Annotated in this window: 19 protein-coding genes and 1 riboswitch; of the genes, 4 read left to right on the top strand and 15 right to left on the bottom strand. The window is 42.0% G+C overall.

Annotation, left to right across the window (positions count from 1 at the left end):
- Positions 1 to 59 precede the first annotated feature (59 nt).
- From LS684_RS23130 to LS684_RS23190, 13 genes are all read right to left on the bottom strand, one after another.
- Positions 60 to 1,322: a glutamate-5-semialdehyde dehydrogenase gene (locus LS684_RS23130; RefSeq protein ID WP_233812017.1), complete on the bottom strand. Its 1,263-nt coding sequence runs from the start codon at positions 1,320 to 1,322 to the stop codon at positions 60 to 62.
- Between the two features lie 112 nt (positions 1,323 to 1,434).
- Entirely contained in the window at positions 1,435 to 2,550 is a 1,116-nt protein-coding gene (proB, locus tag LS684_RS23135; RefSeq protein WP_169215056.1) for a glutamate 5-kinase, read from the bottom strand.
- 119 nt (positions 2,551 to 2,669) lie between these two features.
- The gene (gene proC / locus LS684_RS23140; protein ID WP_169215057.1) at positions 2,670 to 3,515 is read right to left on the bottom strand and encodes a pyrroline-5-carboxylate reductase; all 846 of its coding nucleotides are present in this window, start codon (positions 3,513 to 3,515) and stop codon (positions 2,670 to 2,672) included.
- A 490-nt stretch (positions 3,516 to 4,005) separates the two neighbouring features.
- Entirely contained in the window at positions 4,006 to 4,944 is a 939-nt protein-coding gene (locus LS684_RS23145; protein ID WP_169215058.1) for an LCP family protein, read from the bottom strand.
- 169 nt (positions 4,945 to 5,113) lie between these two features.
- Positions 5,114 to 5,836 carry an ATP-binding protein gene (locus LS684_RS23150; RefSeq protein ID WP_169215059.1) on the bottom strand — a complete coding sequence of 241 codons (723 nt, stop codon included), beginning with the start codon at positions 5,834 to 5,836 and terminating at the stop codon, positions 5,114 to 5,116.
- Complete coding sequence (locus tag LS684_RS23155; RefSeq protein WP_169215060.1) at positions 5,833 to 6,318, bottom strand: ECF transporter S component; 486 nt, start codon at positions 6,316 to 6,318, stop codon at positions 5,833 to 5,835. The genes LS684_RS23150 and LS684_RS23155 overlap by 4 nt, the downstream gene beginning before the upstream one ends.
- On the bottom strand, positions 6,308 to 6,898 hold the full coding sequence (locus LS684_RS23160; RefSeq protein WP_233812018.1) for a cob(I)yrinic acid a,c-diamide adenosyltransferase: 591 nt from the start codon (positions 6,896 to 6,898) through the stop codon (positions 6,308 to 6,310). The genes LS684_RS23155 and LS684_RS23160 overlap by 11 nt, the downstream gene beginning before the upstream one ends.
- A 14-nt stretch (positions 6,899 to 6,912) precedes the next feature.
- Entirely contained in the window at positions 6,913 to 7,350 is a 438-nt protein-coding gene (locus LS684_RS23165) for a bifunctional adenosylcobinamide kinase/adenosylcobinamide-phosphate guanylyltransferase (protein ID WP_225003320.1), read from the bottom strand.
- Between the two features lie 109 nt (positions 7,351 to 7,459).
- Entirely contained in the window at positions 7,460 to 8,248 is a 789-nt protein-coding gene (locus tag LS684_RS23170; RefSeq protein ID WP_169215063.1) for an adenosylcobinamide-GDP ribazoletransferase, read from the bottom strand.
- Positions 8,239 to 8,811 carry a bifunctional adenosylcobinamide kinase/adenosylcobinamide-phosphate guanylyltransferase gene (locus LS684_RS23175; RefSeq protein WP_233812019.1) on the bottom strand — a complete coding sequence of 191 codons (573 nt, stop codon included), beginning with the start codon at positions 8,809 to 8,811 and terminating at the stop codon, positions 8,239 to 8,241. The genes LS684_RS23170 and LS684_RS23175 overlap by 10 nt, the downstream gene beginning before the upstream one ends.
- An 18-nt stretch (positions 8,812 to 8,829) precedes the next feature.
- The gene (locus LS684_RS23180; protein WP_233812020.1) at positions 8,830 to 10,299 is read right to left on the bottom strand and encodes an adenosylcobinamide amidohydrolase; all 1,470 of its coding nucleotides are present in this window, start codon (positions 10,297 to 10,299) and stop codon (positions 8,830 to 8,832) included.
- On the bottom strand, positions 10,296 to 11,354 hold the full coding sequence (locus tag LS684_RS23185; protein ID WP_233812021.1) for a FecCD family ABC transporter permease: 1,059 nt from the start codon (positions 11,352 to 11,354) through the stop codon (positions 10,296 to 10,298). The genes LS684_RS23180 and LS684_RS23185 overlap by 4 nt, the downstream gene beginning before the upstream one ends.
- Entirely contained in the window at positions 11,317 to 12,282 is a 966-nt protein-coding gene (locus LS684_RS23190) for an ABC transporter substrate-binding protein (protein ID WP_169215067.1), read from the bottom strand. Before LS684_RS23190 ends, LS684_RS23185 begins: the two co-directional genes overlap by 38 nt.
- 136 nt (positions 12,283 to 12,418) lie before the next feature.
- A riboswitch (cobalamin riboswitch) is annotated at positions 12,419 to 12,617 on the bottom strand.
- A gap of 395 nt (positions 12,618 to 13,012) precedes the next feature.
- Between LS684_RS23190 and msrA the strand changes: the two genes are divergently transcribed.
- Both msrA and LS684_RS23200 read left to right on the top strand, forming a co-directional pair.
- Positions 13,013 to 13,528: a peptide-methionine (S)-S-oxide reductase MsrA gene (gene msrA / locus LS684_RS23195; protein ID WP_233812151.1), complete on the top strand. Its 516-nt coding sequence runs from the start codon at positions 13,013 to 13,015 to the stop codon at positions 13,526 to 13,528.
- A 97-nt stretch (positions 13,529 to 13,625) separates the two neighbouring features.
- A complete protein-coding gene (locus LS684_RS23200; protein ID WP_169215068.1) occupies positions 13,626 to 13,778 on the top strand; it encodes a hypothetical protein in 153 nt (50 codons plus the stop codon).
- Between the two features lie 47 nt (positions 13,779 to 13,825).
- Here LS684_RS23200 and LS684_RS23205 read toward each other — a convergent pair whose 3' ends face one another.
- Positions 13,826 to 15,331, bottom strand: coding sequence for a phytoene desaturase family protein (locus tag LS684_RS23205; protein ID WP_233812022.1), 1,506 nt, complete (start codon positions 15,329 to 15,331; stop codon positions 13,826 to 13,828).
- A gap of 221 nt (positions 15,332 to 15,552) precedes the next feature.
- On the opposite strand from LS684_RS23205, the gene LS684_RS23210 reads away from it, so the two are divergent.
- Both LS684_RS23210 and LS684_RS24375 read left to right on the top strand, forming a co-directional pair.
- Positions 15,553 to 16,668, top strand: coding sequence for a glycosyltransferase family 2 protein (locus tag LS684_RS23210; RefSeq protein WP_233812023.1), 1,116 nt, complete (start codon positions 15,553 to 15,555; stop codon positions 16,666 to 16,668).
- Positions 16,669 to 16,889: 221 nt separating this feature from the next.
- A complete protein-coding gene (locus tag LS684_RS24375) occupies positions 16,890 to 17,165 on the top strand; it encodes a glycosyl-4,4'-diaponeurosporenoate acyltransferase CrtO family protein (protein WP_432418853.1) in 276 nt (91 codons plus the stop codon).
- Between the two features lie 115 nt (positions 17,166 to 17,280).
- Here LS684_RS24375 and LS684_RS23215 read toward each other — a convergent pair whose 3' ends face one another.
- Positions 17,281 to 18,327 carry a C45 family autoproteolytic acyltransferase/hydrolase gene (locus LS684_RS23215; RefSeq protein ID WP_233812024.1) on the bottom strand — a complete coding sequence of 349 codons (1,047 nt, stop codon included), beginning with the start codon at positions 18,325 to 18,327 and terminating at the stop codon, positions 17,281 to 17,283.
- Positions 18,328 to 18,557: the final 230 nt, after the last annotated feature.

Consider the following 18,557-nt stretch of genomic DNA (forward strand, 5'->3'; position numbering starts at 1 on the left):
AGATTTTTAACTCTAACTTTCGGGGGTCGGTACCCTTCCTCAAGCGTTTATTAATAATATTATCTCGTTTGGCCTGTTCCGTGCATCATATATTTGATGGTTGTTAATGAAGGTAGGCCCATCGGTCCTCTCGCATGCAATTTCTGGGTGGAAATACCAATCTCAGCTCCGAATCCTAATGCTCCACCATCCGTAAAACGGGTAGACGCATTATGATATAGAGCGGCAGCATCCACAAGCATCATGAATTTTTTCGCCGTGTCATGGTTTTCTGTCACAATGGCTTCAGAGTGCTTTGTACCGTATTGTTCAATATGATCAACAGCTTCATCCAATGAAGAAACTACTTTCACAGCAATATCCAGACTGAGATATTCATTTGCCCAGTCCTCTTCTCCAGCAAGCTTCGCGTCTTGTATGGCTTCAACTACACTTGCATCTCCATGAATGGACACGTTGAACTCTTTAAGCTTTTCGACAAAAGCATGCTTATTTTCATTAAACCAGTCTTCATGAAGAATAACCGTTTCAGCAGCATTACATACAGCTGGGCGGTCTGTCTTGGCATTGATGAGGATATTCAGTGCTTTTTCCACCTGTGCCTCTTTGTCAATATATATATGACAGTTGCCTACTCCCGTCTCCAGTACCGGTACAGTCGCATGATTGACAACTGCATTGATCAATGCCCCACCACCCCTCGGGATTAAGACATCGATATACTCTTTCATAGTAAATAGTTGACTTGTTGCTTCCCTGTCTGTCGTATTGATAAATTGTACTGCTTCTTTCGGGATATCTGTCTTTTCCAATGCTTCATGCATGACGTCAACAATGGCTTTGTTGGATGTAATGGCATTTGAACCACCTTTTAAGACAATGGCATTTCCTGATTTCAGAGCCAACCCTGTTGCATCAACCGTTACATTCGGGCGGGCTTCATAGATCATACCAATGACACCAAGTGGAACCGTCACTTTTTGCACTTGAAGTTGATTCTCAAGAGTCCAATCAGATACGATTTTTCCGGTAGGATCATCTAATTCAGCCACTTGACGCAGACCATCTGCAAAATCCTTAATCCGTTCTTTACTTAAGGACAATCGATCCATAAATGCTGCTTCAAAACCTTTTCCCCGGCCTCTTTCAAGGTCTTTTTCATTTTGCTCCAGAATATATTCATAATTTCCTTCTAAATGATCGGCAAGGATATGAAGAGCCTTATTTTTTTGAGCCGTCGTCAGCATACTTAGAGTTCTTGCCGCATTCTTGGCTAGTATTGCTTGCTTTTTCACATCAGTTTTCTCAATAGTTAAAGTCATCAAATACCTCCTGATTATTTTCAAAGTCAAAATCGACGTTTTCAAACCTTTTATCGAATATATTTACCATTCATCCTTGAACGGAATGATACAAAAAAGAAAATTTCTTGTATTATACACCTACTGGAATCGGAACTTCTACGTGGCACACTAAGTGATCAATTTCAACTGCAATTTGATCGGACTTAATGTTAGTTGGATTTTTGAGGTTCCCAGAGCGGAAATTGACCATGCCCAACCCGATTTCTTCGTTTTGATGATCAAGAATTCTTACAACCGCACCTTTATCGAATCGACCATTTACTGCATAGATGTCTTCTATCGTCAGGCTTTCCTTTTGTTCTAAAATACGTTCTTTCGCACTTGCATCAATGGTGATTTCACCTTCTGGGCCTGAATTGAATGCGATCCACTGCTTTTTCGAATCAAGATTAACGGAATCTTCTTCGGATTCAAAGTAGGTCCCTTTGGCTGTATGTTGAACAGCGTCATAAATAATATTGCTGTTTCCTGACTTCCCAAGAAATGCGGGGATGCCTGAGGCCATCGTAATCTTGAATGCATCGATCTTAGACCTCATCCCACCGGTTCCAACGGCACTTCCCGGTTCCCCTGCCATATCTTCGATCTCTTCGGTAATCTCCGTTACACATTCCAGCAGTTTAGCATCTGGATTTTTCCTTGGATCCGAATCATATAAACCATCGATATCAGACAGAATGATGAGTTGATCAGCATCCACCAATGCAGCAACTTTTGCAGAAAGGGTATCATTATCTCCAAATTTCAGTCGGTCAATTGTTACTGTATCATTTTCATTTACAATTGGAATGATTCCTCTTTCAAGAAGGACATTAATGGTGTTTCTTGCATTGTTGTATCGGTCTTCATCTGAAAAATCACTACGAGTGATGAGAATTTGTGAAGCTACGTATCCGTTTGAGATTAACAGATCGGAATATGCTTCAATCAATAGTCCTTGACCGATAGCTGCAGCTGCCTGCTTCTCTGGCAGGGAGCTTGGACGTGTCAAGCAACCCAGTTTACGATAGCCGGCAGCCACGGCCCCTGATGAAACCAGTAGTACTTCATGGCCGTCATCCTTTAAACGGACTACTTCATCAACCAGGCGCTCAAGCTTTCGGCGACTCATCTCTCCATGTAAACTTGTTAATGAACTGCTTCCAATCTTAATGACGATACGTTTCTTCTGATTATTTTGGGACATTCAATCACTCCTAGTAAAAAGGTCCGTCCCTCGTCCCTCTTTCTTTATCAAGGGACGGACTTAAATTTCTTGCAGGTTTGGTATTGTTTAGTTGAGGTGTTTTTAAATCGATGTGTGTATTAGCTTGTGACTAATTGTTTGGACTGTAAGGAAGAGCTGATTTCCTTGGATCGTTTTTCTGCTCCCTTGACAGCTTCAGAGATAGCCTTACCTCCGCCGAACTCTGCCAGTGCATCGAGTCCAGCAGCTGTAGTACCATTTGGGGACGTTACATTTTTTCTTAGTTGAGTTGGTGATTCTTCTCGTTCCAGCATCATTTTCGCTGCTCCAAATATGGTCTGAGCCCCGATCTTACGAGCTAATGCAGGATCTAATCCGGCTTCTGCGCCTGTTTTTTCTATATGTTCCATTAAATAATAGAAGTAAGCAGGACCGCTTCCAGCGATTCCAGTGAAAATGTCCATTTGGCTTTCATTAATCACGAACACTTCACCAATACTCGATAATAACTCTTCAGCATTCTCCATGTCTTCCCTTGAGGTAAACCGTCCTGCACTTATAGCAGTAGCCGATTCTTTCAGCATACTTGAAGTATTGGGCATGACCCTGATAACAGGCTGACCGGCTGGCAATTGCTCTTCCATATGGGAAGTGGTGATTCCTGCCAGAACCGACATAATGACTGTATCTTTTCTTACAAGATGATTGATTGAATCCAATGCCTTATCGATATCTTTAGGCTTCATGGCCAGGATAAGGATATCTATTTCATCAAAGGGTAGATCATTTTTTGTTAAAGCTGAGATACCGTATTTCGATTTCATTTCATGAAGTCTTTCATGATTGCTCCTGTTAGAAACAATTATTTGGCCAGCTGGGATTTTCCCGCTTTGGACTGTCCCCGAAATCATGGCTTCCGCCATATTTCCTGCACCTAAAAAAGCAATCGTTTTATCTTTTAACAATCAAATCCACTCCCAATCCATCTAGATAATCTTATGAACATCACTTTTACCTTTTTGTTTTTAATCGTTCATTCATTAATAAGTTTCATATTTTTCATATTAATATAAAGGGTTTAACTACATGTGTGTCGATCTTTAATCCTGTGTCAAAAACCTTTGTTTGACATGCGTTTTGTTCACAACGCTTATAATCGTAACATGCTGGTAAATGATATCAAGGGCAATAAAGGAAGTAGTAAGGAATCAGGCGAAATAGATAGTGGAAGCGCTATCATTGCTATTTATGTTATTCAGATTCCTTCTTAAGGCTCTAGATTGGCTGAGAAAGCCTATAATCAGAATTTTTACATTTGAACCACGGATGTCCCCACACCGGATATCTTTCAGAAATCCAGTGTCACTAAGGGGGAACAGTTGCCCATGTTCCATCATAAAAAAAGTCCGACAAGCATTCGCTGCTTGTCGGACTCTTACTCTTTATGCAATGAAATCATTCGGAACTCTTACCATTCAGAAAATCGTTTAAAACCTGGATGTTTTCCTCAAAGTCAATCTCAAGGACGGAACCCACTCCGCTGTAGCTGTTAAATCCGTATGACCCTTCCACCGGGACAGTGAGCTTGTCCATATCACTGCTATTACTCAACAGGATATCTTTCGCAAGGGATATTTGATCAAACTTACTCATGTTGGTCTGGATATAGGGTTGAATGGAGCCCGCCATTTTAGGAAGCTTCGTGACTCCTCCAATGGATAATACTTCATCTTTAAGAGCATTTATGACCTTTTGCTGTCTTTCAACACGTCCAAAGTCTCCCTGAGCGTCAGCACGGAAGCGTGCATAACCTAACAGCTCCTTACCATTTAAGTTTTGAACACCAGGCTGAAGGGAAACACCGATGTTTTCTGACATGGCCTTCTCCACATCCATCTCTATCCCTTCAGGTGCAAGAACATCTACGGATTGTTCAAAGCCTTTGAAATCCACAACCATAAAATATTGAATATCTATATCAAAGTTTTGTTTGATTGTCTTTCTAAGCAGTTCGGGTCCACCAAGATAAAAAGCTGTATTAAGCTTATAATTTTGATATCCAGGTATCTCTACATATATATCTCTCATAAAAGAAACAAGTTTGGTTTCATTTGTTTTAGGATCTATTTGTGCAAGCATCATCGTGTCTGTTCTGGATTTCTCCTCGCCTCTGCTATCGACACCCAGTAATAATACGTTGACCTTTCCATTTTTATCCTTCACACCGTTGAATGTATATTCTTGTTGAAGCTGGTCGTCTCCAGCCATTTTATATCCGCTATAAAATTGATACGCAGAATATCCAAGCAAACTTAAAATGAGTAACAATAATACCAAAATCACTTTTTTTCCGCGTTTTTTCTTTTTCGCTTTGCGATTTATACGTGAATCCATTCTTTCACCTTCTTTTATGACATTCATGAATCAATGATGATAGCGAAATGGTACTCTATCCGAATAAAATTGACAATCACAGAATCTTGGATATACTGACACATTTCTCCATCCTATTTGAACATTCATTTTATCACAATTATCCATAAAAGTATTGATTTGTTCTTATTTAATATGGCAAATGAAGTGGATGGAAAAATGGGATGGCGAACTTTTTCACATCTATCTCATCTTCTTTGTTGTACGAAATGATAAAGGAAGTAGCCGGGCCGCCGGATTTGTCTAAATTAAGCGAGGAAGTGATGTCCTCCCTCCTTACAGGTTTCTCTATTAATAGAGAAAGCTCTCGAAAAACTCCCTTAGAGCCAACAGGAAGAATATCTATGACGGAAGAGTGATGAACACACCTCATAAATAAGGAAAGTGGAGCAACTGACGTATGTTGCATTATTACCTCATCTCCTACAAGAGGTGTTCCGATCAGTGCATATGCCAGATCTGCTGCCGTTGGGAAGGAATGCCGAAGCTTTTTTCTCTTTCCGATACATGTAATGCCAATAGCTGATTGATGAAGGATCATATTCGACTCTGAGCTCCCGGTAATAGGGATGCCATCCAAGCCCAATTCCATCAAGCCTTTTTTCACACCTCTCGTATACTCTTCCCAAGCATCCTCACTAGTAAAGTTCAATAGTTGAACAGCCTGCAACTGTGCGCCCACAGACAGACATTCCATGACAGCCACCCGGAAGCAATAATATCCTACAGTTTCAGGATCGGCAGTGACACCATCTGCCTCTTTCATACCAATCCCACCACTGCAGTCAGACGCGAGAATCAACTCTTCTTCGTCTGAGATCGAGAGAGGAATGACATCGCGATGCTGAATCATATGCTGGCCTCTGTTGGAACCCTCTTCACAAGAGGGGGATATAGAAAATGGGCGAGGGTCAGGTTAATAAAGGATGCTACTAATAAAGATGGGACGATTGTATAATAAAATGATGGGCTCAGTATAAAGACGAAAGGAATCCCTGCCACTACACCATTCCCTATTAAAAACAGTGTGGCAGCAAGTATTCGTCTCCCGGTTGAAAAAACAATACCAAATAGCCAGACAAATATTCCTATTTCAATCCCTATCAACAGATGAAAGGGCCCCAATGGGAAACCAGCATATAAGCTTGACAGAAGGTGTCCCCCCACTGCTACGATTGCCCCCCATCTTCCATTGTATAGGGAGGCAATCAATAGTGCAGGCATACTATCCAGAGCGACCGTACCGATCACAGCTGGGAACTTCACCATTCCACCAATTGCGGAAAACGCCATGAACAACGAAAGCAGCAGTAGAATCTTAAGGTTACTCTTCATTCTTCTTCTGCACTTTACGTGATGTAAAGACGGCACCGCTTCGAATGTATTCCACGTCCTTTACATGACTGCGATGATTGATCACACGTGCCAACGCAAAAAAGTAATCGGATAGTCTATTGATATATTGTAATGTCACAACCGGAAATTCCCCGTCCATTTTTGCAAGAGTAACCATTTTTCTCTCTGCCCTTCTTGTAATCGTCCTTGCTATGTGAATACTAGATGAAGCTTTCACACCTCCAGGTAGGATGAACCTTTCAAGGGGTGGCGCTTCATTCGTAAAACGATCAATTTTCTCTTCCAATACCTGGACCGATCGGGATTGTAATTTAAGTTGTCTGTGTTTAGAAATGTTAGATAGATCCCCACCACAGTCGAATAACTCATGCTGTATCGACTCCAGATCCTCTACAATATCCTGAAAGTGCTCTTCACCCAGTTCTGACATAGCCTGCCCGACAAATGCATTGACTTCATCCAATGTTCCATATGCTTCAACCCGTATATCATCTTTGTCTACTCTTCCACCGATTAAACTCGTTTGACCTTTATCACCAGTTCTTGTGTAAAGCTGCATAGTAACCTTCTCCTTTATCCTTTAAGTGGTGTTGCCAGGCCGTACCAAACCGCCCATACCTGTTGACACATCGCCGCAAGGTCTTGATATACCCACCCTGTCATATCTCTCCAACCCCTGGAGAACTTATCCATGGGAACGATTCCTTTCCCGATTTCAGAACCTATCCAGATTATTTTCCTCTCATAATGTTCTTCTTCCCATCGACTTAATGAATCCAGCATCATTGAAAAAGATTGTCTAAAGTCTGGCTCGTTCATTAACAGCGATGACCGAACACCATATTCAAGCCCCTCAATCACTATGAAAGGTTTGGATACATTCCATTCATTCAATTGATGAATGTTTCCCTCAAACAAAGAGAGCCAGGTTGTATCCGCTTTCGAAAGATTGAAATGCGTTTTCACCCACCTGCTCTTTCCATTAAATGAGCCTCCTGTAACAAAGTACACATTTGATTCCTCCAATCCCTATCTGTCCTCTGTACCAATTCATACCATCCATCGAGCTCAAGCTCCCATTTCCTCCAAAAGTTCTGTGAACACCCTTGGGAGCCAAGGATTAATAAGCAGAGAATGCATGAAACCAGAGAATCATCCATAAAACCGATTCCACTCCCTCTACGCTTCCTCCGATTGTATCCCCGTTCATCCCCCCAAACCATTTGAGAGACTTAGTGTAGGATAGCCAGAATACTACTAGAGTCACAACAGTGAATAATGCATAATAATAGACAGCTCCTAACAAAAAGCTGCCAATCCCAGCCAGCACCAAGGCACCAATCACCCAGCTTAAATCCATCACCTTCAAGTTCTTGCTGAAATGATACCCCATCCCTGCATTCCGGGCCGGGGGGATCAAAACAAGAATCGCAGCCATCATTATGCGGCTAAAGAATGGGATCAATACCAGGATGATACTAAAGGTTAAAGCAGAATCGGTATGGAGGACAGTTTCATATATAAATAAGAATCGTGAGGAAAGCAGCACCACCACTGACAAAACACCAAAAGCTCCCACACGGGGATCCTTCATGATGTCCAAACGCTTCTCCCTGTCACGATAGGAAAAAAGAGCATCACTCGCATCCATATAACCATCAAGATGGATACCTCCAGTTAATACGATTGGCAGGACCCATATGAAAAAAGATAATCCCAACGTGGTCATCTGTGTATAGGAATGGAGTATGCTATATCCTCCCAAGAGAATGACACCTACAAATAATCCTAAAAGGGGAAACGTCCGCACCATCCACTTGTACTCCCTATTCCCCATTCTCATTTCTCTTCGGATCGGTACAATCGTGAAAAATTGAAGGTTCAAGAAAAAACTTTTCATCAACAGCATGGGATGCCCACCCCCTCACTTGAAGTGACCTTCTTCACAACAGGAATCCCTGAGGTCATTTCAATTGCAACAGATGCATTGCACACCAACCTTCTATGTAAAGAACCAAGGTGTTTCTGAAATAATAGAGTGCTCGAATCCATGGGAAGATCATAAACTAATTCGTTACTGACAAGAAGCAAGACATCGACTCTATTTTGTAAATGAAGGATAGATTGATAGATTTTATCTTCAATCTCCTGTTCCGTTTGATTCCCATTGACATAAATCTCATTTGTCAGAAGGGTCGTGAGGCAGTCGAGGAGGACAACAGATTGTCGCGGGATTAGAGCTATGATATTCTCAATGGATTCTGGGCATTCGATCGTCATCCATTCTCCACCGGACTCTTTCCTATCCTGTTGGTGTTTGATGATCCTTTGTTTCATCTCGGGATCTGTGTTCACCCCACACGCAAGGTAAATCAATGAACGTCTTTTCTTTTTCTGCTTGATCGCCCAATTTTCAGCAAATGAGCTTTTACCGCTTCTGACCCCTCCGGAAATAAAATAAAGGGTCCCCATCTTCATTCCCCCTCTCCATCATTCCCTCATGTGATCCCAATACCGTTTGACGGCTTTTTTCGTTACCTCATACACCCCACGTCCTATTAACTTCCCTATTGGTGTAATCGACCCGGCAAATGGTTCAAGCTCCCCATTTTGACTGGAAGCTATCAGGATGCTATCAGTGGGAGTGCCTGTTGCTAACTGTCCAGTCCTTCTGTCCTTCACGTTCATATCATGAAGTGCCCTCACTTTAGCTTCTGTTGAGGTTACAAGGGCTTCTATATAAGCTTCATCTGACAGGTTGCCGTTGATAAACACCCATGTATTGATCGTGCCCGGTTTAAAACCGGTCTCATACCGATAACTTGTTGACACATCAATGGCATTCCCCACACCTGCCGTGACGACGACGAAAACAGATTTCCCGTTCCCTTCAAATTGGTCGAATACCACATGATGTAATGGAAGGGCGGTCATCATTCCAATACAGAAAGAAGGGTCAAGGCCTTCATTCGAAATGAACCTTTTCATGTCCTTTTGATAATCTGAGCAATCATAATCCCCGGGGACTCTTCGATTAATGAAGTTCTTGTACCAGCCAATTCCAGCCCCGATGATTCCAGAAGACATACATTTGAGAGGTAGGGGAGAAGCAAAATGAATATACTCTTCACTCACTTCGAGAAGACTCTCATTTAACGTAAGGGCTCCTACATCTCTATCTCCTTTTTCCGGGACAATGACCATTTGAGGTTTTGCAACCAGTGGATGAGCCTGCTTTTGGACCTTGGTATGATACACTCCTTCAATATGTTCCTCCTTCAGGACCTCTTCGGGGTGATGGAGAAGTCTTGTTTTTCCTTTCTCTAGGAGAAGCAGTCGATCACAGTAAAGACTAGCTAGATTTAAATCATGAAAGATAGCAATGACAGTCAGTTTTTCTTCTACCGTTTGTTGTTTGATCAAATCCAGCAGGGATTTCTGATAGGCAAGATCCAGGTGATTTGTAGGTTCATCTAGCAACAGGACCTGAGGTTCCTGAGCAAGGGCCTGGGCAAGGAATACCCGCTGCCGTTCCCCTCCAGACAGCTCATGGAGGTACCTGTGCTGAAAAGAAGCAATGCCAGTTTGCTCCATCACCTTCTCAACGATTTCGGTATCCCTTTCAGTCATCCCCTTTAAAAACCCTTTCTGGTGTGCATAACGCCCCAGCATCACAGTCTCCCTCACTTCATATGAGAAGGTTTCCGTCGAAATCTGGGGAAGTACCGCAACATGTGTGGCTAATTCTCTTGAAGAGTAATGATGAAGTTGTTTTCCTTTTAACGTGATGTTTCCTTCCAATAAGGGTAGAAGTCCTGTCATCGCTTTTAACAGTGTGGTCTTTCCACTCCCGTTAGGACCGAGGATTCCAAAGAATTCTCCCTTGTCTATGTGAAAGTTCATGTCCTCTACAATTTTCTTTTCGCTGTATCCTACTGAGACACCTTTGACATCCATCATGATGTAAGACCTCTTTTCTTTAATAGGATATAGGCAAACATAGGAGCGCCAATCAAAGATGTTATCACGCCGATAGGAAGTTCTGTCGGCGCAATAATGGTTCTTGAGATAAGATCTGCCAGCACCAGAAACCCACCTCCTATAATGATCGACAAGGGAAGTAAATGCCGATGATCATGACCTGCGATTCTTCTAAGAAAATGAGGGATCACAAGACCCACGAATCCAATGGTCCCTGAAACGGCAACCGCAGCTCCGGTCAGGATGCTTCCAGCGATCAATATGATGAGCTTCCTCTTATGTACAGATATCCCGATATGGTGTGCCTGTTCTTCTCCGAAGCTCATGCCATTCAATTCTTTACCGTTAAAGATCAATAAGATTACTCCCATGATGAAAAAGGGGAATATAATCGCTATATAGTCCCACCCTCTCATCGAAACGCTTCCGAGCAGCCAGCCGATGATTTGCCTTAACTCTTCTCCTGTCAGGGCGATCATTAAGGAAATGAGGGATCCTAAGAATGAACTGAATATGATTCCCGTCAAGATGATGGTTTCGACTTTCATGGTCCTCTCCACTTTTTGTGCAAACCATAAAACAATAAACACAGTGATAATTGAACAGACAATACTGAAAAAGGGAAGTGTAAACTTCCCAATGAACGGAATGCTCCAATTAAAGAACAATGTAATAACAGCCCCTACAGATGCTCCTGAAGATACTCCCAATGTATATGGATCTGCCAATGGATTTCGCAAAAGGCCTTGGAAAGAGGCACCGGCGATGGCCAGTGAACTTCCAACCAGTAGTGCGAGTATCACCCGGGGCAATCTGATAGAATATACAATGTTTGTATACATTGGATCGATTTCATCAGGTAATCTGAAACCGATCCATTTTGCTCCAAGGATCAACAATATATCCTTGGCAGGTACAGAAATAGTACCTATGGATATACCAGCAAGGATTGCCATCAATAAGAACACTATAGCCAGTCCGTATGTTATCCATATTTTATTCTGCAAATAACTCCGGATAGATCGACTTTGCAACTTCCTCTACTCCTTCAACCAATCTCGGACCAGTACGTGTGACCAGGTCTGAATGTACGTCACGTACTTCATCATTCTTAACTGCATTCACATCTTTCCATCCTTCCCGGTTCATCACTTGTTCTTTAGGGTTTTCGCTATAATATCCGTAGGTTGTGATAATGGTGTCCGGATTAGATGCAATGACTGCTTCCTGATTCACCTGTACCCATCCTTCCTGGTCACTCATTACATTTTCAGCATTCACAAGTGTAAGCATTTGATCAATGAATGTATTCTTTCCAGTCGAATAGATGTCCGGTGCAGGGGAAACTTCCACATACACACGTTTCTTTTCCGTTACTTTACTTGTCTCATCCTTTATGGATTCAAGGTCCGTTTGCATGCGGGAAATGATGGATTCTGCTTCCTCTTTCTTCCCAACGAGAACCCCAATGTTTTCCATCGTGGTATATACTTCCTCAAAGCTAGTGGCATCTTGGACAATATATACTGTCACACCGGCATTTCGGAGCTGATCTAACCCCTCTTCTGCCGAGATAGCGGTGGATTCATGAGCAAGAACCAAGTCCGGATCTAGACTGATGATTTTTTCCACATTAAACTCCATCCCACCGATTTTCTCTTTATCAGCTGCTTCCTCGGGATAATTATCGAAATCCGATACTCCTACAATTTCCTCGTTTAAACCGAGCTCGAATAGTATTTCTGTATTACTCGGGATCAATGACACAATATGCTTAGGTTGCTCCTCAAGCGTCACTTTATTATCAAGGGCGTCATTTAGTGAAATGGGAAAATCAGATTGTTCCTTACTGACCTCTTCATTCTCTTTTTCTTTTTTTACATTTTCACTTTCGGCTCCGCAACCTGATAGGATCCCAAAAGTAAGTAAGAGTGCGAATATGACTTTGATCGAGTGTTTCATGCTTTTTCTCCTCCTGTGACGATACGTTTAGTCAGACAAAAAACATCTCCAGCGGGGCCAGAGATGTTGTGTAAGATGCATAGATATGATTCATTTTGTCAAACATGCACATTACACCTTTCTATCCGCGTAGATTTGGTGCGAAAGACATTAGGCAGGTCTCCTGGCTCATGGTCATTGTTTGCTGCACCTTCCCATACCCTTTGGTACAGTGGCATTCACACAGCTCACTTCCATTTACAGTGGCGGGACCGCGTTGGAATTACACCAACTTCCCTTTTAAGAAGCTAAAACTTTCTTTGAACTTCAGCTTCACCTAATCTCATATCGTATGTAATTGTTCCGTTCACATGAATTATACACAAGTTCGGTTGGTTAGTGAATTCCTTTTTTGAAAAATTTGTTGAATGATAGGTAGGTTTGAGCCTGCATGCTTAATATATCAATTGTGTGTAAAAAATAGTGAACGGCAATGAGATGGTACCGAGTTATCCCCCTTGAAAGTACGACCTTCCCCTAAGCTGAGGGGGCTTGTTCGAATTCAATGCACATTCTAGTGGACAAAGAAATGGAGACACTTTGTTTAAAACAGCATGATATAACATAATGGTTATAAGAGCCGAACTAAAAGATTGTCGCCTCTTCACTTTCATGATAGAATCTTTCTCATGCTATTGCTTTACTACTTTAGAGCGACATATGATGGGGGTTTTTGTAAATGAGTGATAAGATTGAGATCGCCACTTTTGCCGGAGGTTGTTTTTGGTGTATGGTAAAACCATTTGATGAATTGCCGGGTATTGTGGATGTGGTATCCGGTTATTCAGGGGGTCATCTTGAAGATCCGACCTATGAAGAGATTAAAGCTGGTCACAGCGGACATTATGAAGTTGTTCAAATCACCTTCGATCCCTCTCTCTTCCCATATGAAAGATTATTGGAACTGTATTGGCCTCAAATTGATCCAACAGATGATGGAGGTCAATTCCATGACCGGGGTGATCAATATCGCACAGCTATTTTCTACCATAACGAACGTCAAAAGAAAGAAGCGGAGATGACGAAGAAACAAATAGAGGAAAGTGGCCGATTTAAAAAACCGATTGTCACCCAAATCCTGCCTGCATCTACATTCTATCCCGCTGAAGACTATCATCAAAAATTCTATAAAAAGAATCCAGCTGAATATAAAGAAGACCGGGTTAAATCAGGGCGTGACGAATTTATAGAAGATCATTGGCAATAAACAGTAGACAGGTGGATGATGACAAATTTCGGTGTATGTCCGGAGAATGAAATGAGTTTCTTTCGCCAAACTAATTGGCAGGAAGGAGTTTTTAGATATGAAGAAACAAGACGATTTCAGAGAAGATAAAGAGACCGTCATAGGGATTGAAGGTCCAGGAAAAGTAGTGAATTTCTTTGATCCTTACCCGGATAAAGAGGATGCAAAGGTGAATAATTCTGATTCTGTAAATGCACAATTGAAGGAATGAGATGAAAAGCCGGAGGGAAGGCAGCCAAGCCACCCCTCCGGCTTTTTTTATCCAATATAACGATTGACCTTCACCTGTTCGTCTATAATCAATTCTGCCGTCAGTTGTCCTGAGAGCGTTACCATCGGAACACCTCCACCTGGATGTGTCGACCCTCCCACGAAATACATATTTGAAAGCACTCTGCTTTTATTCGGGATTTTAAATCCTCCATTCAGCTTTCGGTCCGTTACTGTACCGTAGATTGATCCACCGTTAGAACCATACAGGTTTTGAAGGTCATTCGGGGTGAATGAATATTCGTATTCAATATGGTTCCGTAAGTTGGTCACTCCCATTTTCTCCAGCTTCTCAAGCACTTTAAGTCGGTAGGACTCTTTATATTGGGACCAGTCCTCTCCCTCTTTCAATGGTGGAACGTGAGTCAGCACAAAAAGGTTTTCTTTTCCTTCTGGAGCCTGCGTCTGATCCGACTTAGATGAAATACCTATATAGATTGTTGGGTCATCCGCCAATTTATTTTCATCGAATATCTGCCTGAACTCTTTACGGGGATCCTCACTGAAGAAGAAATTATGATGTGCCAGGTGGTCATATTTCCGATCAACACCCAGAAGTAAAACAAGACCTGACACAGTAGGCGCATACTTACTTAACTCATCTACTTCCTTCTGGGAGGAATGATGATCCCCAAGAAGAGATTTGTAGCAAGGAATGGCTTCTAAATTCGATACGACGATGTCGGCCTTAAGCTCCTCTCCTATTTTCGTACGGACTCCCTCAGCACGGCTTCCAGATGTAAGGATATCTTCCACTTCACAATTCAAGTGGACCTCTACACCCAACTCCTCCAATACTTTCGCCATTGCCTCGGCAATCTTGTACATTCCTCCTTTAACATAATGAACCCCAAGGCCTAACTGTACATGTGTAAGCTGTGACATGATGGCGGGTGCATGGTATGGGGAAGACCCTACGTACATGATTAAGAAATTAAATAATTGCTGCCAGTACTTATCTTTGATGAATTTGCGATTGGCAGCATCCATTGATTTCATGGGATCCATCTGCAATAATTCCTTTACAGGATGCATGGTTCGTAAATCCTGCAGGCCGTTTATGCTCTTTTTGTAAAAGCTTTTCATTGTCAGCTCATACATTTTACTGCAATAACTTAAATAATTAAATAGGTTTCCGGCATCCTCTGGTGATGTCTTTTTCATTTCCTCCAGCATGGTTGGAAGGTCCGAAGAAACATCAAGTTCTTTCCCGTCATGAAAAAATGTTCGCCAGCCCGGCTCAACCCTTACGATATCAATATAATCATTCAGATCGCGATTGGCATGTGCAAAAACTTTCTCCAATACCCAAGGCATCGTAAGAATGGAGGGGCCTGTATCGAACGAATAGCCCTTTTCCCCTCTTTTATTTAATTTCCCGCCGAGTCTCTCACCTTTTTCCAAAATGGTCACATTATATCCTTCAGACGACAGACGGATAGCAGTCGACATACCGCCCAGACCGCCACCCACGATTAACACTTTCTTTTTCATTTCTATTTCCTCCTTACGAGAACGATCGTCTTGACTAGATTGAAACCCTGATTCAGCTTTTCATTGTGCCCATTTTTAGAAAGTTTCAAAACCACGTATTTCCTGATCAATCAAAGAAGTCTCTGCATGAAAACCCTGCACCATCTCACAATACGTATTACCCATCCCTAAAATGGTTAAGATGTTGATAAAAATCGATCTTAAATAGAAGGTGAAGCAAAATGTATGTTTGGTTAGGAACAATCTTATTTACGGCATTCCTATTCTTCCGGATTCCATTGGTCAATAAGGCGATCCATGTAAGAAATAGCTTTCTAGTAAAAAAATGCTCCATCATCATCCCTGCCAGGAATGAAGAAGGAACGATCGGAAAGCTGCTGTCAAGCATTGAAAATCAATTCATTCAGCCACTAGAAGTGATTGTTGTGAATGATGGATCAAAGGATCGGACAAGGGAAATAAGTGAAGAATTCGGAGCGATCGTCATTGATTCTCCCCCTCTCCCCATGGGATGGAAAGGGAAGTCTTGGGCTTGTTGGAATGGAGCTAAGGCTTCAAAAGGTGAATTCCTGCTGTTCGTAGATTGTGATACATGGTTTGAGAAGGCAGGGCTGTTGAGGATATGCGAAACTTATAAACGCCAACATTGTCAAGGTGTGCTAAGCATTCATCCTTATCACAAGATGAACAGCGGTTATGAAACCCTTTCTATGATCTTTCACTTCATCGTTTTCGCATCCACAAACGTTACCCATCTTCTTGCAGGATTGTTTAAGCCTGCAGGAGGGTTTGGTCAGTGCTTCCTTTGTTCAAAAGATGTCTACAGGAGGATCGGTGGACACGAAGCCATCAAAAGCGACATGGTGGAGCATTTTTCCTTATGCCGACGTGCAAAGGCATGTGGGGAATCCGTAGAAGCTGTGAGTGGGCAGCGAGCCATCTCCATGAGAATGTATGAGAACGGGTTGGCTGAGGTATTCCATGGATGGTCAAAAAGCTTCGCTTCAGGTGCAAGATCAACGAATCTTTTATTATTGACCGTTATTTCTATATGGATTGCCTTTCTCATTTCATTTATCATTCAGTCTCCTGATATGATCGCAGGAAACCCATATCGTTATATGCTTGAATACTCATTAGTGAGTCTTTATTTATATGTCATTGTAAGTAGAATAGGGAACTTCACTCTTTTGGACACGCTCTTATTTCCTATCCACCTTTTATTTTTTATTATGGTTTTTTTACACTCTGTTTGGAATACGTTTTTTACTAAACAGACGAAGTGGAAGGATCGGTATGTTTTTGTAGAGAAAGGCAAGGACGAAAAGATGAAATGATTATTTTCGTTAATATGCTCGCGTGGGTAGGGATCCACCTTTTGGTTTCTTTCATAACGTCCAGACTGACTCCGAATCAAGTTTGGAAGATTTCCCCTATACTTCACCCTTATAAGCTTGGAAGGGAAAGCGGGATATACAGGGTTTTAAAAATCAAAAAGTGGAAAAAGAAACTGCCTGATGCAGGAGAATGATTTCAAGGCGGGGTAAGAAAAAATGAAATTAATCTCTCATCTCAACAGGGGCGTGTTACCTTACTTCTCGAGTTGAACCGTGCAGAACTTTCTCATTGGCTGCAGATGATACCCTCCCCCATATTCTTTTTATTAAATGAGGGAGTCGTGTCATGGTCAATGCTTCTATATGGCATTTTATTCAACCTCCCCCTTATCCTTGTACAACGCTACAACCGACTAAGGATCACTCGGTTAATGCTGCAGTGCCAGCCTATTGTTGAAACAAGCATAACAGGGTATTCGAACTCACATCACATTTAATCATTTTATAAATAATGAATATATTGATAATAATTTGAACACTTTATGAATAAGAACCGAGGAAGTCCTCCACGATAAAATGCCATAGAATTCTTGATTTGCTCGGTTCCTTTTATCACTCTTTCTCTTCCGTGAATACAAAGGGTTGATCCGTCATAAATCTGCCCACTATCTTTTTAATCCTTAAAGGCTTCCCTGAGATCCAATCACTAAAATCCATGAACACTCCTTCAGAGCTCTCCCCAAAGCCGATCAAGCATTGAAGGGTATCTGTATGAAAGACACATGTATGAATGGTTCCGGCCCATGAATCGTACCCCCGTTTAAATATCGGACTGTCCCCATGATTGAATAAAGTTAATGCTTCCCTCATGTTCAGTCCCGTTCCCTGCTTGGAACGCAGCCTGTCCAATCTCTTTTCCGAATCATTTAGATAACGACGATTGTCTCGTCTCATGTGATTCATCTGGAAATGATTCGTACAGCTTAACGCTGTATGATGGTATATTCCAACCCCTCTGGGAGATGCCTCTACAACAGCAGCCTTGCCGGATCGATCATACAATGAGTAATTGAAGCAGTGGCGATGAGGAAGGTTCTGCAATACTTCTATAGCTTCTTCTGTGTTTTCACAAGTGTCAAGAAGAATTCTTGCGATTGTTGTACATATCAATCCTTTTCCTGGGTTGAGACGGTTAACGAAATGAAAACCAACTGCCAACCCTTTTTCATTCAGTCCGTCAAGCCGGCCTATCCCTCTGCCTGAGAACCCTAAGGATGCAAACCCGCCAGAAGGCTGAACAAGCAGAAGTCTGCCTTCGTAAGTCTTCGGATGGTAATCATAATTTCTCACATAGATACCATTACTCGCTAAAGATGAGCACCCTGATTCGCCCCAGTCTTGTTGAAACCCCGAATATTCATGAACAGTATCTTCTATGGACCATTGTAAACCACAAGCCAACCCTTCCAATTCATCCCACAAACCAGGTGAGTAACGACGGATCAATGACTCCGCTTCTCCTACATCCACTTTGTATTGATGCAAAGACCTCTTGCGACGCTTTAAATGATGAGAATACAGGGGAGATTCCCTTAATTCCCTTCCCAACTGCAATCCAACCTCATAATAACTTCCTCTTGCCTGTAAAACGTCTAACAAAACTTTCTACGTATACACCTCTCTTCATTATGTAGAATGATGTCGAACATTTCCCCATAATGATTCCTTAGACTTATGCTAAACTTAAGCCATCAAACACAAGGAGGAAATACCATGCAAAAAACATTCAAAACGTTCTTATTATTTCAAGAAGGAGTGAACGTTCAGGATTTCTAGAATATGAAACGACGCTCCTTCTTCCGGGTATTTATCAACATTTTCAGGAAGTA

The organism is Cytobacillus spongiae (assembly GCF_021390075.1).